11 protein-coding genes are annotated in these 17245 nt (G+C 43.6%); 2 read left to right on the forward strand and 9 right to left on the reverse strand.

Annotated elements, in window-relative coordinates; translation table 11 throughout:
- Positions 1 to 180 precede the first annotated feature (180 nt).
- Positions 181 to 987, forward strand: a complete 807-nt coding sequence (locus VLN09_RS05435) for a Cof-type HAD-IIB family hydrolase (protein ID WP_325244421.1) — start codon at positions 181 to 183, stop codon at positions 985 to 987.
- A 54-nt stretch (positions 988 to 1041) separates the two neighbouring features.
- Here the strand turns inward: VLN09_RS05435 and VLN09_RS05440 are convergent, their stop codons facing one another.
- Entirely contained in the window at positions 1042 to 1305 is a 264-nt protein-coding gene (locus VLN09_RS05440; RefSeq protein ID WP_325244423.1) for a hypothetical protein, read from the reverse strand.
- A gap of 54 nt (positions 1306 to 1359) precedes the next feature.
- On the reverse strand, positions 1360 to 2151 hold the full coding sequence (locus tag VLN09_RS05445; RefSeq protein WP_325244425.1) for a 3-oxoacyl-ACP reductase: 792 nt from the start codon (positions 2149 to 2151) through the stop codon (positions 1360 to 1362).
- Between the two features lie 274 nt (positions 2152 to 2425).
- Here VLN09_RS05445 and VLN09_RS05450 point away from each other — a divergent pair, with 274 nt between their 5' ends.
- Positions 2426 to 3550 (forward strand): ABC transporter substrate-binding protein, encoded by a 1125-nt coding sequence (locus VLN09_RS05450; protein ID WP_325244427.1) that lies wholly within the window; start codon positions 2426 to 2428, stop codon positions 3548 to 3550.
- Positions 3551 to 3652: 102 nt separating this feature from the next.
- Here the strand turns inward: VLN09_RS05450 and VLN09_RS05455 are convergent, their stop codons facing one another.
- The 7 genes from VLN09_RS05455 to pilQ all read right to left on the reverse strand — a co-directional run.
- Positions 3653 to 4873, reverse strand: coding sequence for an FUSC family protein (locus tag VLN09_RS05455; protein WP_325244429.1), 1221 nt, complete (start codon positions 4871 to 4873; stop codon positions 3653 to 3655).
- A 155-nt stretch (positions 4874 to 5028) separates the two neighbouring features.
- Entirely contained in the window at positions 5029 to 6450 is a 1422-nt protein-coding gene (locus tag VLN09_RS05460; protein WP_325244431.1) for a glutamate synthase subunit beta, read from the reverse strand.
- Between the two features lie 191 nt (positions 6451 to 6641).
- Positions 6642 to 11105, reverse strand: coding sequence for a glutamate synthase large subunit (gltB, locus tag VLN09_RS05465; RefSeq protein WP_325244433.1), 4464 nt, complete (start codon positions 11103 to 11105; stop codon positions 6642 to 6644).
- A gap of 797 nt (positions 11106 to 11902) precedes the next feature.
- Positions 11903 to 12922: a hypothetical protein gene (locus VLN09_RS05470; RefSeq protein ID WP_325244435.1), complete on the reverse strand. Its 1020-nt coding sequence runs from the start codon at positions 12920 to 12922 to the stop codon at positions 11903 to 11905.
- Between the two features lie 149 nt (positions 12923 to 13071).
- The gene (gene aroB, locus VLN09_RS05475) at positions 13072 to 14202 is read right to left on the reverse strand and encodes a 3-dehydroquinate synthase (RefSeq protein ID WP_325244437.1); all 1131 of its coding nucleotides are present in this window, start codon (positions 14200 to 14202) and stop codon (positions 13072 to 13074) included.
- Between the two features lie 87 nt (positions 14203 to 14289).
- Positions 14290 to 14850: a shikimate kinase AroK gene (gene aroK, locus VLN09_RS05480; RefSeq protein WP_325244439.1), complete on the reverse strand. Its 561-nt coding sequence runs from the start codon at positions 14848 to 14850 to the stop codon at positions 14290 to 14292.
- 161 nt (positions 14851 to 15011) lie between these two features.
- Positions 15012 to 17245: type IV pilus secretin PilQ (gene pilQ / locus VLN09_RS05485; protein WP_325244441.1), on the reverse strand; the 2234-nt coding region annotated here is incomplete at its 5' end.

The following is a 17245-nucleotide window of genomic DNA, read 5'->3' on the forward strand; positions in this document are numbered from 1 at the left end:
AAAAGTAAGTAAAAATTATATTTGTAGGTAGTAGAATAGATAAAAAACCAATAAGAATCACAAATATAATTTTGACTAAAATCATGTCTTATGTGTTGCCCACGCTACTCTTTTATAGATAACACGCTTTAAATGACTGAAAGTGCTAAGATTCTAATATTTACTATAAAAAGGACACCTATGCCAATCACAAACACGCACATTCCCACCCCCAAAATTATATTTTTTGATATCGATGATACCTTAAGCCGCAATGGTATTATCGCCGCGCACAATCAAGCAACCCTTGAAGCGCTCGCCCAGACTGATATTAAATTGGTGATTTCAACAGGACGCTCTAAAGCGATATTGCCTGCTGATATTCTAGCTTTGCTTGATGCCAATGTATTAGATGCCATTATCTGTATGAATGGACAATATAGCTTTAATAAAGATGGCATGATTAGTCATTACCCATTAACCGATACGCAGACTAACAAGATTGTAATGCTATGCCAAAAAAGTGAACTCATTCACAAGTTTGATTCGGCAACACATATTGCATGGTCACATGAAAACGCGCGCCTGCGTGAATACAATGCAATCACGCCAAACTCTATTCTTGACCCAGATTATCATAAGGCAAATACGGTTTATCAATGTTCTGTATTCTTTAACAATCAAGAAGAGAAAATGCAGGATGTCGATTTTGCCCAAGATGATTTAAAACTGGTACATTGGCATCATATTGGCGCAGACATCTTGCCAACAGAAGCCTCCAAAGCACGAGGTATTATTGATTTATGCCTGCATTACGATATTGATGCGAAGGATTGTATGGCGTTTGGTGATGGGTTGAATGATTTAGAAATGTTTGATTTGGTAGGCTATGCAGTGGCAATGGGCGATGCAAAACCTGAGCTGATCGCGCGTGCGGATTTTGTCACCGGTACGATTGAAGAGCACGGTATTCAATCGGTCGTTAGGCACTTACATACTGACCAATAGAATTTAAAAAATCTATTAAATGATATGGTCAAAAATGTAAAACTTCAGTGTTATTTACCCTCGTCCCGCTACCAATCCATAAACCCAACTACCAAGATTATAAAGTGAAACAGCGATCAAAACAAATATCAATGCAGCGATTAAATAAGCTAAAAATGTTGGCATACTGGTTAACCAGCCAATAGTGAATGCCACGCCAAGATAGGCTTCTAATGGCCAGCTTAAGAGAGGCGTATCCATACCAGCATTGAAAAAAGCAATAAGGGCGCACAGACCTATAATAGTAGTAATAATGCCAGCGATTTTACGGTTCGTCATCTCATCTCTTTTATACAATTAAATCAATTTAGTGACCAAAAAATAGTGCCATTATTAAGGCATCGTCAAGCCGCCATCAACGGCAATAGATTGACCAGTAATGGCTGAGCTCAAATCAGACGCCATTAGTAATACTGAATTGGCAAAGTCGGCCACTGAGGTTGCTTGGCGCAGGGGCGTCGTCGTAGCGATATAATCAAAGACTTCTTCGGTCGTCAAACGGCTCGCATCCGTAGTTTGTAGCAATCCGCCGGCCAGCAAGTTAACGCGGATTCCGTATTGTCCAAGCTCCGCCGCTAAATTACGTGTCAGACCAATCAATGCAGATTTTGCAGTGGTATAGTCGTAATAAGTGACCACCGGATTATAAACCAAGTTGGTTGAGATATTTATGATCTTACCCATCTGCTGAGTTTTCATTTGCGGTAAGACCGCTTGTACTGTATTGACGGCACCTTGAACAATACCGTCAATTTGTTGGGAGAAATGCGCCCATTTTACGGTCTCAATACTGGTGTAATCAGCACTCGGATTAAATTGATAGCTCGGCAAAGCATTGTTAACCAATATATCAATACGTCCGAAACGCTCTATAACTGCCGCTGCCATTGCTTGCATTTGTGCTAAATCAGTCACATCTCCTTGATAAGCAAAAGCACGCCCGCCTGCTGCTTCGATATCAGCAACCACTTTTTCAGCCGCTGCTTTACTATTCAAATAATTCACGCAGACGCTCGCGCCTGCTGCTGCCATCTGCTCAGCAGTTTGCGCGCCGAGACCACGACTTGCGCCTGTAACGATAGCGACTTTATCAGTAAGAAGTGCCGGAATAACGGTTTGAGCCATGATGTTGCATCCTTTATTATTATGTTATGGTTAGAGTATGACTATCCTTAAAGAGTTCTGACTAAAGACCAAATAACGCTTATCATAGCATGATTGATTGCTAGCATTGCATGAGCAGTAATCCTAGCATTGGTTAGCGCTAAACCCATTTAAGGCATTACTCTTTGAGTTGTTGACCTTTAAATTACTGCACATCATAACCGTATAATCAACGATACCATATCTGTATCATACGCCTGTTTTTAACTTATTTACCTTGTGTAGGAGAGCTACCTTGTCCCATTTATCCTCATCCAATCGATCTACTCGCGCCTCTATTAAAATACTGCCTAAAGCATTGCTGTGCGCTGCTATCGGGCTCTCTATTTCTGGCTGTAGCAAATCTGATAACGTTGCTGCCGATGGTGCTGCTACCAATGATGTCACGCTAAATCTTTATAACTGGTCAGAGTATATGCCACAAGAGATTCTTGATGGCTTTACTGAAGAGACCGGTATCAAAGTCAATTACACCACCTTTGACTCTAATGAAGCCATGTATGCCAAGCTAAAACTGCTTGATGATTCTAGCCAATATGATTTAGCGATTCCGTCGACTTATTATGTCGAAAAGATGGCTAAAGAAGGACTGCTGCAAGAGCTAGACAAATCTAAATTGAGCAACTTTAAAAATCTTGATACTTCTTTTACCAATACCAAGGTTGACCCAGAAAACAAATACTCGATTCCTTATATGTGGGGCAGCACCGGTCTTGCTATCAATGGCGAGATCGTCGATCCAGCTACGGTCAATAGTTGGAATGACTTATGGCGTCCTGAGTATAAAGGTCAAGTGATGCTGATGAATGATATGCGCGAAGTCTTTGGCATGGCGCTATTAACCCTAGGCTACTCTGGCAATAGTAGAAATCCTGACGAAATTAAAGCCGCTTATGAGAAGCTGACGACCTTGATGCCAAATGTGAAAACCTTTAATTCAGATGCCTCACGTATGCCATATATGGAAGGTGAAACCAGCGTCGGTATGACCTGGAATGGTGAAGCTATCATCGCCAATAGTGAAGGTCTCACGAGTTTGGTGTATAAATACCCAACTGAAGGTGCGATATTATGGATGGACAATTTTGTCATTCCTAAAAATGCTAAGCAAGTCGATGCAGCACACAAATTTATTGATTACTTGCTCCGTCCAGAGAACTCTAAAATCGTCAGCGAAGAGATTGGTTACGCCTCGCCTAATAGTGCGGCACGTGAGATGATGCCAGATGAGGTCAAAAATAATCCAACCATCTATCCAAGTAAAGACGTGCTAGCAAAAGCTGAGTTCCAAGAAGATGTTGGTGATGAAGCATTGCAAGTATATCAACAGTATTGGGATAAGCTAAAAACCGGTCGTTAATCATTGTTTATTAATAGATGATTATTTATAGCTGTTTTTAGTAAATATTACCGTAAAAAAACGCTGACTTAGATGGTCAGCGTTTTTTTATTTGTTTTTTATTTATAAATGCAAGTCGGTTTCGCCGCCATGCTTCTCTATACGTCGTTGTTCACGGCGCTGGTAGCGCAAACCAGAAGCCGCAAACCACTGCGGCTTAGTCTCTTGTAATAAGTCACTGAGCTGCTGTAATTGCACTTGTAAAGTTTGTGTCAACCAAAAGTAGCCCTGCCATTCAAAGCCTAAATTTTCTACGCTTGGATATTCTGATAAGGTAATACGCGTAATGGGACGAAATACCTCATCACTTGGGCTACGCAACACTGCTGCCATATTTTGCATCACTTGGGTTAATTCGTGCTGATAATGTATGAGCAGGATATGATTATCCTCATCGATCTCGATACTGGCTAAGCGCGGTGCTGCCGTTAGCAGCAGATCAATCGTGCCAATAATATTTCGGTGGGTACGTTGAATACTCTCAATTGTCTCTTTATCGATACCAGACTCGCTCGTTGTTGCTGCCATATGTGGGCGTACCGCTAAGAGTCTTTTATTGATCTGCTGTAGCTCTGTCACTAAAGCTTTATTAACAGGTACTCCATCAACGGCAAAGACAGTTGGATTGACGTACTGAACAGCACCATCAATCAATTCTTCAGCAGTATCGATATGATTGCCTACCCTAGCATAAAGATTACTACAAGCATCGAGGTTACTAGCCAGTAAGAATCGCCACATCAACGTGGACTTCAATGGCAAAATCAATGTCGCTGCAACTGCAAGGCCAGTACCAAGTAAAATATTGAGGGCGCGGTAGATACCATCTTGGCCGATAGGGCTTTGACCCAAATCTGAGACAATCATCAACATGGTTATACCAGTCAATAACCCTGTGTAGCCAAGATTCCTAATCGCCAGATAGCCAATAATACCACTCATCAGTCCGATGATGACATAATCTACCCACAACCATGTCCCTACGCCTTGACTAAACCATACAATACCGACCGCAGCACCAATACCTAATAAAGTACCAAGTACTCGCTCTTTAGCCTTAGTATAGATTGCACCTTGATACTGTAGCAATCCTAGAATAATAAAAACAGTAATAGTCGTCCATTCTCCATGTGGAAAATTGGTGACTTTATTGACTAATAAAGCGAGTATAACTGCCACGCCCAAACGTATGGCATGCAGCACATCAGCATGCTGATAGCGAGCGTATGGCTCTATCACGGGAGCGGTAAATCGTTGTAAAAAAGTCGGCTTCACGCAGGACATCTCTTATCATTAATGAGAATTGGAATTAAAAAAAGTATAAAAATAACGCCTTTTACCTATTAAAAGATAAAAGACGTTAAGTGTCAAAACATGCTCGAACATCGCCAGAAAAAAGCATGATTAAGCGAGCATTTGGCTGTCAATCAGGCTAATTACTACACTTCTAAGTAGTCTAAAATCCCTTCAGCCGCTTCACGACCTTCCCAAATGGCAGTGACTACCAAATCAGAGCCACGTACCATATCTCCGCCTGCAAAGATTTTGGGATTATTAGTTTGGAACTTAAAGGTTTGTTTTTCTGCTGCCAATACTCGACCAGATTTATCCATAGAAATCTGCTGCGAGTCAAAACAATCAGCCGGACTTGGACGGAAACCAAATGCCATAATCACCGCATCACAGGGGATAATCTCCTCTGAGTTGGCAATTGGCTCAGGATACTGACGACCATTCTCATCTGGTGCGCCCAATTGGGTAGTGACGACTTTGACCGCATTAACTCTACCATTGAGACCGATGATTTCAGTTGGCTGACGATTAAATAAAAACTCAACGCCCTCCTCTCGTGCATTGACCACTTCGCGTCGTGAGCCTGGCATATTTTCTTCATCACGGCGATAAGCACAGACCACTTGATGTGCACCTTGGCGAATGCTGGTACGGTTACAGTCCATTGCGGTATCACCGCCGCCAAGTACCACCACTTTTTTACCTTTAAAATCGATATATTCTGCTGGATCTTTTTCCCAATCATTACAGCGATTGACGTTGGCAATCAGGTAATCTAGTGCGTCATAAACACCATCCAATTCTTCACCGGCAAAACCGCCACGCATATAGGTATAAGTACCCATACCCATAAATACAGCATCATATTCACCTAACAACTCATCAATAGTGACATCAGTACCGATTTCTGTCTCAAGGCGGAATTCCATGCCCATGCCTTCAAAGATGACACGGCGGTTACGCATGACGTCTTTTTCCATTTTAAACTCTGGAATACCAAAGGTTAATAAACCACCAATCTCTGGGCGTTTATCAAAGATAACGGGTTTGACGCCATTTCTAACCAAGATATCCGCGCAGCCAAGTCCTGCAGGTCCGGCACCAATGATGGCGACTTTTTTATCCGTCCAAACCACCTCAGACATATCAGGACGCCAGCCGAGAGCAAAAGCTGTGTCATTAATATATTTTTCAACATTGCCAATCGTTACCGCACCAAAGCCGTCATTAAGTGTACAAGAACCTTCACACAAGCGGTCTTGCGGGCATACACGTCCGCAAACTTCAGGCAAAGTATTGGTTTGATGACACAATTCTGCCGCTTGGAAAATTTGACCCTCAGCGGCTAGTTTTAACCAATTAGGAATGTAATTATGTACTGGGCATTTCCATTCGCAATACGGATTGCCACATTCTAAACAGCGATGCGATTGCTGAGCGACTGACTCACTTTCAAACGGCTGATAAATTTCAACAAATTCCGTTGAACGCGTGGCGATGTCTTTTTTGATCGGCTCAAGCCGTGGTACATCTAAAAACTGAAAACTATTTTCTAAGCGTTTTGCCATGGTAAAACTCTCTTTTGTAGTGGGTGACGACCGCCCATATCTGCAGCCTCGATGAGGCAAATTTACTGATACGGACTGTCATTTACCTGCTCAAAACATCTATAAACCTTCTTTCAAATAGCGTTATATGCTTTTAAAACCTGTAAATTACTTTTGGTTTCATGCATAAACGCTATTAAAAGTCGAAACTATTATTGTGGATCAGCGGTCGTGGTCTTAAGCAAGGTTCCAACGTTTGCCGCTTTTGGCTTAACCAAGTAGAACTTACGCGCATAATGCTCGAAGTCCGCCAATATGTTCTGCCCCCATGCACTACCCGTTTTATCAACATGCCTTTCGATGACCTGCTGTAAGTAGATACGGTGGCTTTCCATCTGCTCGCTTGAGATACGATTTAAGTCAATCAGCTCATGGTTACAGCGATCAAAGAAATCCCCTTCCATATCGAGTACATAGGCAAATCCACCCGTCATGCCTGCACCAAAGTTAAGACCGGTACGTCCAAGTATCGTAATGATACCGCCAGTCATATACTCACAGCAATGATCACCTGTGCCTTCGATGACCGCATGAGCACCTGAGTTACGAACACCAAAGCGCTCCCCTGCCGTACCCGCAGCATATAGCTTGCCGCCTGTTGCGCCATACAAGCAGGTATTACCTATAATGGCAGTATCTTGCGTCACAAAGCTCGAGTCTTTTGGTGGATAAATCACAATCTCGCCACCCGCCATGCCTTTACCGACATAATCATTGGCATCACCTTCTAGCTCAATATGCAAGCCGCCAGCATTCCAAACACCTAAGCTTTGTCCTGCTGTTCCGGTCAAGTGCAGCTTAATGGGTTTGTCACTCATGCCAAGATTACCCCATACCTCTGCAATCTCGCCTGAGATACGCGCCCCAATAGAGCGATCGCAATTACCAATGTGGTAACTATAGTCACCCCCATTGCCTTGACGAATATTAAGCAGCATATCGCTAATCATTTGCTCAGCAAGTAAGCCTTTATCAAATGGCTCATTGCGCTCGACTTGACAGGTTTGCGCTTTGCCGCTACTGGCAGGATGACTAAATAGTAGAGGCGATAAATCAAGATGCTGTTGCTTAGCAGTATTGCCTTCTAATATTTCAAGCAAGTCCGTACGTCCAACCAACTCTTCCATCGTGCGCACGCCCAGCTTGGCAAGCCATTCGCGGGTTTCGGTTGCAACAAATTTAAAGAAGTTAATCAGCATTTCAGCTTCACCGATGAAGTGATCATCGCGTAGCTGGGCTTTTTGAGTGGCAACGCCCGTTGGGCAGTTGTTTAAATGGCAAATGCGTAGGTATTTGCAACCAACAGCTATCATCGGCGTCGTACCAAATCCAAAGCTTTCCGCACCAAGAATGGCTGCTTTGATCACATCAAGTCCTGTCTTTAGACCACCATCAGTTTGAATACGAACTTTATGACGCAAGCCATTCACCCGTAATGATTGATGGGTTTCAGCAAGACCGAGTTCCCAAGGCGAACCAGCATGATGGATAGACGACAGTGGCGATGCTGCCGTACCGCCATCATAACCTGAGATAGTAATCAAGTCAGCATAGGCTTTTGCCACACCAGTCGCAATCGTACCAACACCCGGACGCGAAACCAACTTAACTGAAACCAACGCATCTGGATTGACTTGCTTAAGATCAAAAATAAGCTGCGCCAAATCTTCAATCGAGTAAATATCATGATGCGGCGGCGGTGAAATCAACGTCACTCCAGGCACAGAGTAGCGTAAGCGGGCGATTAAAGCATTAACCTTACCACCCGGCAGCTGACCACCTTCACCAGGTTTTGCCCCTTGAGCAACCTTGATCTGCATGACTTCTGCTGAACGCAGATAGGCGGGCGTTACCCCAAAACGACCAGAGGCAATTTGTTTGATTTTTGAGTTACGCAATGTCCCGTAACGTACAGGGTCTTCACCGCCCTCACCTGAGTTTGAGCGACCACCAATGCTATTCATAGCGATAGCGATGGCTTCATGCGCTTCTGGCGACAGCGCGCCTAGCGACATGCCTGCAGAGTCAAAACGCGACAAAATGGCTGAGATATCTTCAACCTCATCTACTTCAAGAGGATTATCCGTTTTAAGCTGTAATAAATCACGTAAAGTAGCGACCGGACGGCTATTAACGATTTCTGCATACTGACGGTAATTGTCATAATTACCAGTTCGTACCGCCAGATGTAGACTATTAATCACATCAGGATTAAAGGCATGATACTCTTTATTAAAGACAAATTTTAATAAGCCGCCTTGATCAAGTGGTGCACGACGCTTAAAGGCATTTGCCGCGAGCTGTGCTTGATCCGCTGCCAAGTCAGCAAAGGTTGCGCCTTTAATACGACTTTGCACGCCTTTAAAGCACAGGTTAACGACTTCCTCAGAAAGACCAACCGCTTCAAATAACTGCGCACCGCGATATGACACAATGGTAGAGATACCCATTTTTGATAAGATTTTCAGCAGACCTTTATCTAAGCCTTTACGGAAATTTACCCGTGCCTGAATCGGATCGCCAAGTAGCTCGCCAGTCGCAACCAAATCATCAATCACGTCATAAGCTAGATAAGGATAAACACAGGTCGCACCAAATCCAATCAGTACCGCTACTTGATGTGAATCACGCGCTAGACCGGTTTCGATAATTAAATTGGCATCAGTACGAATACCTTGTGCAATCAGATAATGATGCACCGCCCCTGTGACCATTATGGCGTTGGCAGGGACTTTATCTGCTGCGATGTCTTTATCAGACAAGACAATCAAGGTATGACCTGCACGAATGCTACTGGCAACTTGCTCACAGATAGCGAGAATGGCATCAGACAGCTCTAATGTACGCTCATAATTTACATCGATACGTGCCAGCTTAAAGGCAGGATCATCCAAGATTTCAAGTTGCTGCATTTTACTTGCTGATAACACCGGTGATGACAAGATAAGACGATGTGCGTCTCTTGCTGATGGTGCAAACACATTGGTTTCAGCACCAAGACAAGTCTGTAACGACATAACGATAGATTCACGTAGCGGATCAATCGGTGGATTGGTCACCTGTGCAAACTGCTGACGGAAGAAATCACCGACATGGCGAATTTGCTGCGAGAGTACCGCCATTGGCGTATCGTCACCCATCGAACCGACTGGTTCTTGCGCGTTTTCGGCATTAGGACGGATGATTTCTGTACGCTCTTCGTTGGTGATATGATACATCTTTTGCAACGCTTTTAGCGGCTCACCACGACATGCCTGCGCTGCTAGCTCTTCTTCTAAGCGCTCATCATCACGGATACGAGTTGCCTCGTCACGTAGCCATTTACGATACGGATGCGCCTTTTTAAGCAAGGTCGCGATGGCTTTGGTGTCCATAATTTGACCGGTTTGCGTATCAATGACCAGCATCTGACCAGGTCCAACACGACCTTTTGCCAAGACGTCTTTTGGTTGATAGTCCCAAACCCCTACTTCTGAGGCAACCGTAATATAGCCATTCTTCGTCGTCACCCAGCGCGATGGACGTAAACCGTTTCGGTCAAGCATACAAACCGCATAGCGACCATCTTGAATCACGAGACCTGCAGGACCGTCCCATGCTTCCATATGCTGTGAATAAAACTCATAAAATGCCCGCAAGTCCATATCCATGCTATCGACATTTTGCCATGCAGGTGGTACAAGTATTGACATCGAATGAAACAAGCTCATACCGCCTGACATCAGAACTTCCAGCATATTATCTAAGCTAGACGAATCCGAGCCACTGCTATTTACCAATGGCGTTAACTCATTCAAATTGGGCAGTTTATCTGATTTTAATTTTGGCGTACGCGCCTCAGACCAGCTGCGGTTGCCCGTGATGGTATTTAGCTCCCCATTATGTGCCAAATAGCGAAAAGGCTGTGCCAATGGCCAGCGTGGTAGCGTATTGGTTGAAAAGCGCTGATGAAACACCACAATGTGCGATGCCAAACGCGCATCTTGCAAATCTAGAAAGAAAGCTGGCAAGTCTGATGGCATCACCAAACCTTTGTAAATTATGGTCTGACAGCTCAATGAGCAGACATAAAACAGCTCATCATCAACCAAGCGTTGCTCAGCTTTTTTACGTGCTACAAACAGCTTACGATTAAAATCATCTGCCGCTAAACCATCCGGCGCATTGACAAATACTTGCTTAAAATCTGGTAGTGTCTGACGACCAATCTCACCGACAATGCTTAAATCAAGTGGCACATCGCGCCATCCAGCGACCTCTAGTCCTTGCGCGATAATCTCATCACTTAATACTTGCTGGCTATGCTGTGCTTGGGTTTTATCATCATTAATGAACACCATACCAACAGCAAAGTTATCCGTTATCTCAAACTGTTGCTCTGCTGCAATATCTTTAAAGAAAGCAACGGGTGTCGCTAATAATAAACCACAACCATCACCAGTTTTGCCATCAGCAGCAACACCGCCACGATGGGTCATACAACTGAGACTATGAATAGCTGTTTTCACCAAGTCATGACTGGCTTGACCTTCAATATGAGCAATCAAACCAAAGCCACAATTGTCAGAAAAATCATCTGGCGAGGCCAAATGTGTATGGGAGGAAATCATTGACATAGCTTGTCCTTTTAAGTGAGCGGCAGTATATGCAACCAATGTGATGCACAAACCATTCTCCGCAAGCAGAACGGGCTGGATTATATTTACATATCCGGATAAATAAAGCGCGAGCAGAGAAATTACTGCCAGGGCACTGGGTATGATAAAAACAATTATCAAAGCACCATGCATGCTAGCGTCATTTAAGACATCAATTTAACGCGGATTGCTAGATAACCTTGATAAGTAACTCAGTACTCATCATAAATTCAGTTACCGAGCACTTCAGCGCGATTACTTGTCGATGTTATGTTGGTTATAGGTTTCAATATGAGTCTTATAACCTTCAATGACCAAAATAGTAAATAGCTGAAAAAACGCAGTTTATCCATCAAATGTGAATATAAGACGCCTATATTCAAGCGCCTTAACAATCCTAATAAGGATGATAATAAGAGAAGTTGCGCCACTTGCGATATGCTGATCATAGCGTATAACTAGTAACCGGTTAGCAAGTAGCAGCGCTTGAGATACGGTGTTTTCTGTTAGTCATTTATCCTAAATTTAATAAAAGCTCATCAAATAATCGGCTAATACATTATCATTTACGATAACTATACAGAACGTCGCCCATGCTTATATTAGTGAATGATTGACAAAAAATCTAGTCTTTTCTACCGATTCATCCGTCAGATTTTGTAAGCGTTTATATTATTATTTGTTATATAAGATATAAAAATGCATAAATAAATTATTCATAAAAAAAGCCCACTATATTTTTGAGTGGGCTTTTTAACGCATATGCTTACTTAAAATTAATCTTTCTTTTCTTCGATAAGCTCTTTTATACTGTCGTTTTTGGCTTTTGGCGCTGCCGCATTATTAGAGCTATTATTAGCATTGCTATTCGGCGCCTTAGGTGTGGCAACCACTGGCGGTTTCTTCGGTACATTATTATCAATATTCTTAGGTACTGAGGTAGTATCGCCTTGCTGCTCTATACCGACAATACGCTCTTCATTGACTGACAAGGTATCAGACGTATCAACTGACTGACGAATGCTTTCAGTCGCATTGCTATTGGCGGACTCTTGAGGAATACGATTAGTCGCACTGCTTGCGGTTTGCTCGCTGTTATTTTCCGTTGGTGGTTTTTGACGTAGCGGCACTTCTCGTTTGGTTGGTCGCAGATTGACAGCACGCGTGCGTTTGGTACTCAAATCTTTCACAGGATCAGGACGCTCATAATTATCAATAATACCCACGTAACGGTTAATCTCTTCAGGCAATACTCGCACATTAGCAGGCAGCTTAAAATCTATTAGCTTAGCTGCACCGACCGCCTCTTGTGGACTGCTCAACAGTCCATAAGTCAGCATATAACGTACTTGTTTGTTTTCATCAAGGTAGCGAAAATAGGCAAATTTACTACGGTCGTCACGCCCCTCTAAATAACTGACAATCACCTCATTTTCAGCGACATTCATGACCTGTACTGTCCACTTACCTTTATTAGCAAGCAGATAACGCTTATCTTTAAACTCATCAGGATAGCTGCGTAAATCACGAACCGTTTCATCAAAACTGATTGGCTGTACATCGGTATCAAGCTCATGCAGCGATTCGATTTTTAATGGCTGCATGAGCTCTGCGCTCAGTGTTTGCGGTGCCGCTATGGGAGCGTTCTCTATTTTAGCACCCATCGCTGGTGTTTGACTAAACATCCATACCAAAGCAGTACACACGCCCAACAGCAGGGTCGCTATCAGCCAAATCAATGCTTGACGGCGATAGGATTGGCTCGCGGTGCGAGTCGTCGAGCGAGATGCTGCCATGGGGATGTCCTTGGTAAAGATATACTTAAAGTAAGGGCGTAAAAAATATAAAAAACTGGCAACCAGTGATAAAACCAAGCAATCTATTTAGATATCTAACTGCTCACGCTATTTATAACACACTTGCTGCTATGGCTTGCACGTCACAGTTAGGCATGGGTAGCATGTTGTGATAGCACCTCAGTGAGCAAATCTGGATCAAACTCATTGGTTAGCACAGCTTTACCCAATGATTTTAACAAAATAAGGCGGATTTGTCCGTGTTTCACTTTTTTATCATGACCCATTAGGTTCAGAGCAGTTTGCACGGCAATAGGCGGCGGTGTAATGGGTAAATTGGCTAACAATAATATGCGCTTGACGCGGGCAACTTCATCACTCGTTAACCAGCCAATTTTTTGCGACAACTCAGCCGCTTGTACCATGCCTGCCGCGACTGCCTCGCCATGCAACCAATTACCGTAACCTTCATGGGTTTCAATCACGTGACCAAAGGTATGACCAAAGTTCAATAGTGCGCGTACGCCTGACTCTCTTTCATCTTGAGCGACGATATCCGCTTTGTACTCACAGCAGCGCTTGACGGCTTCACCAAGTATCGCCAAGTCCAATGCCATCATCGCAGGCAGATTTTGCTCAAGCCAAGTCAAAAACTCCACATCCATAATCAGCGCATATTTGATGACTTCAGCAAGCCCTGCTGACAGCTCACGCGCTGGTAAAGTTTTGAGAGTACTCATATCAGCCAAGACTATTTGCGGCTGCCAGAATGCGCCAATCATGTTTTTGCCTTGCGGATGATTGATGCCGGTTTTGCCGCCGACACTTGAGTCCACTTGAGACAGTAAGGTCGTTGGTATTTGAATAAAATTGACGCCGCGCATGAAGCTTGCTGCTGCAAATCCTGTCATATCACCAATCACACCGCCACCAAGCGCAATCAGGGTCACATCACGATTAAAATGTGCTGCCATCAACACATCATAAATCTGATCGATACTCGACTGGTTCTTATATTGCTCACCATCTGGCAACACACAAATCTGCACAGTAAATTGCGCTTCAAGTGGCTCTTGTAGGGCTTGTAGATAAAGTGGCGCAATGGTTTCATTGGTAACAATCAATACCTGCTGACCGGTAATATAAGGGGCAACTTGGCCAGCCATACTACTATTTTCTGCTATTGCATTTTCAGTAGCTGTGTTTTCAGTAATGACGATTGGATAGTCATGACTTTGCGTATGTACTGTCAAATCAGCATGAAACAGTGGCGTTGCCATGAAAATCTCCTTGAATCTTACAAATAAAGTGGGCTAAATACATATTGAAGAAGCTTTTTAATATCTTAATATCATTCATTGTTGACATCAGTCTTTTTGAGGTTCTGAAGCGACAGACGTAGAAGCGCAAAATGAGTTAAGCTGCTGTAATAGTTGGTTGACCATATGACGTGGATAGGTATGTCCTGTCGGCATAATAATATGCGCCACTTCCCTATATAATGGATCGCGCGCGCTATATAATGCTTGTAGTATTTTTCTAGGGTTAGGCTGTTGTAATAATGGACGTGATGTGTCTTTCGCAGTACGAGCCATTTGCACATCGACCGGCGCATTGAGATAAATAACGATACCGCGCTGCTTTAAATACTCGCGATTTTCGGCTGCCATCACAGCGCCGCCGCCAGTTGCTAAGACAATTCGCGGTTGCTGCGTTAGCTCATCTATCGCGCGCGTTTCCCGTTCACGAAAGCCTGCCTCGCCTTCTTTGGCGAATATCCAAGCGATATCAGCACCGGTCTGCGACTCAATATACCAATCACTGTCCACAAACGAGCGCCCTAACTGCTTTGCCAGTAATCTGCCGATTGTGGTCTTCCCTGCTCCCATCGGCCCCACTAAAAATACCGACGGTAATTCCTCAACCATAGTACTCACTCAGCTAAATTAGGTATGATACAACGTCATCGATATTCTGGCTAGTAATGCACGTTGATTATTGTCAGTAAATCCTTACCAGCGTAAAAATCAGCCATAAAAAAAGCAAGCATCAATGCTTACTTTTTTGTCTAGAATAAAAATGACGCGGATTAATTTAAACGGCTAATGCCATCATTGATCAATTTTGGTGTGATAAATATTAACAGCTCTTCTTTAGAATTGCTGCGCACATCTTTACGGAATGCACGACCGATATAAGGTAAGTCACCTAAGAACGGTACTTTATCGACCCCATTACTAGTACGGTTTTTGAAGACACCGCCTAAGACAACCGTTTGACCATCTTCAACAATCACGTTGGTCGAAATAGAGTCTTCAGCGATGGCAACCTGACCATTGATAATGGTCGGTGTGCCATTGGTGATTAACAGCTGCAAACCAATCTTACCATCTGGAGTAATATTTGGCGTGGCCTCTAAACTTAAAGCAGCTTCTTTAAAGCTGGTCGTCGTTGCCCCACTCGCTGATGCTTCTTGATAAGGAATCTGCGTACCAGAAGATACTTTCGCCGTTTGTTTATCGGCGGTCAAAATCTTTGGCGTAGAGATAACTTCACCGCGGTTGTCTGCTTGCATGGCTGACAACTCAAGATCGAGCATAAAATCAGAGATGCCAAGCAGACCAAAAGCAATACGACCTGCTGGATTATCAACACCCAAATCAACGTTTAAATTATCAGGACGAGTGATATCGTATGAGATCGCACCAGTAGCTTCATCTATATCAAACTTTTTTAAATCCCATAAAGTTTGATTACTGCCACCAACCAGCAAATTGCGGTTGCTTGCAACGCCGTCTGATAGGATACCCCAACGAACTCCAATCTCTTTACTAAAGTTATCGCTGGCGCTAACGATACGTGCTTCAATCATGACCTGACGGACAGGAATATCAATTTTTCCGATGAGCTTATGGATGTTTTCAATACTAGCTGCCACATCTTTGACAATTAAAGTATTAGTACGCTCATCAACCGTTACCGTACCACGATTAGACAGTAAACTATTGCTATCAGTTGGATTGGCATTAGTAGTGCCGGTAGTGCTACCACCAGAAGCACCACCGCTACCTTGAGAAATAAGAGTCAGTACATCTGCTGCTTTTGCGTAGCTTAGACGGATATACTCTGTGCGTAGCGGCGCGTAAGACTCGACCGCTTGCTGTGCTTCAAGCTCACGCGCTTCTTGTTCAGCAAGCTCAGTTGAAGGCGCAACCAAAATCACGTTACCGTTTTCACGCTTGCCGAGATTTTTACTCTTTAGAATAATATCAAGCGCTTGATCCCAAGGCACATTGATAAGGCGCAAGGTAATATTACCAGCGACCGAATCACTCGCAACGATATTCATCTCTGTAAACTGCGCTAAGAGATCTAAAACACTACGAACCTCAACATCTTGGAACTCCATAGATAGCGCTTCACCAGTATAGACTTTTTCTTCAAGTGTCGGCTCGCGTAGTAGCTCCGGTTTTCTGATACCAATATTTAGCTGATTGCCTGATTGATAGGCTTGGTATTCAAAATCCTCTTTCATATTAATGGTGATAACACCATTTTGACTTTGGTTTTTGGTATCGATACTGTCGACCAAGCCGCTATTAACATTTAAGCGGCGCAGCAAATTTCTAGGTACCGTGCTGCCAGTCAAACGCACAACCAGCTTATTGCCTTGACGCTGCACATCGACTGGAATCGCTTCATTGGCAAGTGAGATACTGACGTTGCCACCACCATCATTTCCTGTTGAGAAATTCACAGCACTTAGCCCATCATAACTGTATTGCTTACTAACTTGTGCAGAGGCAAGTTGCGGGCTTAATAAAGGATTGACACGTACAATCATAGTATCAGCAGGCACTTGGGTTTTTGTCACTGTCGTCTTAATCGGAGCAACGGCGACACTACTGGTTTCAACGATTGGCGTGACCACAGCAGTGGTGGTAATAGCCGAATTGCCATTTAGGACATCTTGTACAGGGTCGTTGGTAATGACTTTCGTGACCACCGGAGCAATCACTGGACGATTAGGGTCCGTAATCGTCAATAATAATTCATTGCCATCAATCGCGGTGGTATAGTTACCCGTCTTTTTTAGCCCAACGATAAGACGGGTGGTATTGTCACTGTTTAGGGTGGTGACTTCATTGACCATACCGATATTATATTCTTTAAAACGACTGGCAAGCCCGTTTTGCACCTGTTCAAAGTCTAGTACCAAGCGGCTTGGATTGTCGAGCTGATAGGCAGCTGGTAATACTGGCGCACCTGAAAACCCTAAACGCATCTGGGTCACAGCAGGTGCAGTCTGCACCACAGAGACAT

It is taken from the genome of Psychrobacter sp. (genome assembly GCF_035469765.1).
Lineage (GTDB): Bacteria > Pseudomonadota > Gammaproteobacteria > Pseudomonadales > Moraxellaceae > Psychrobacter.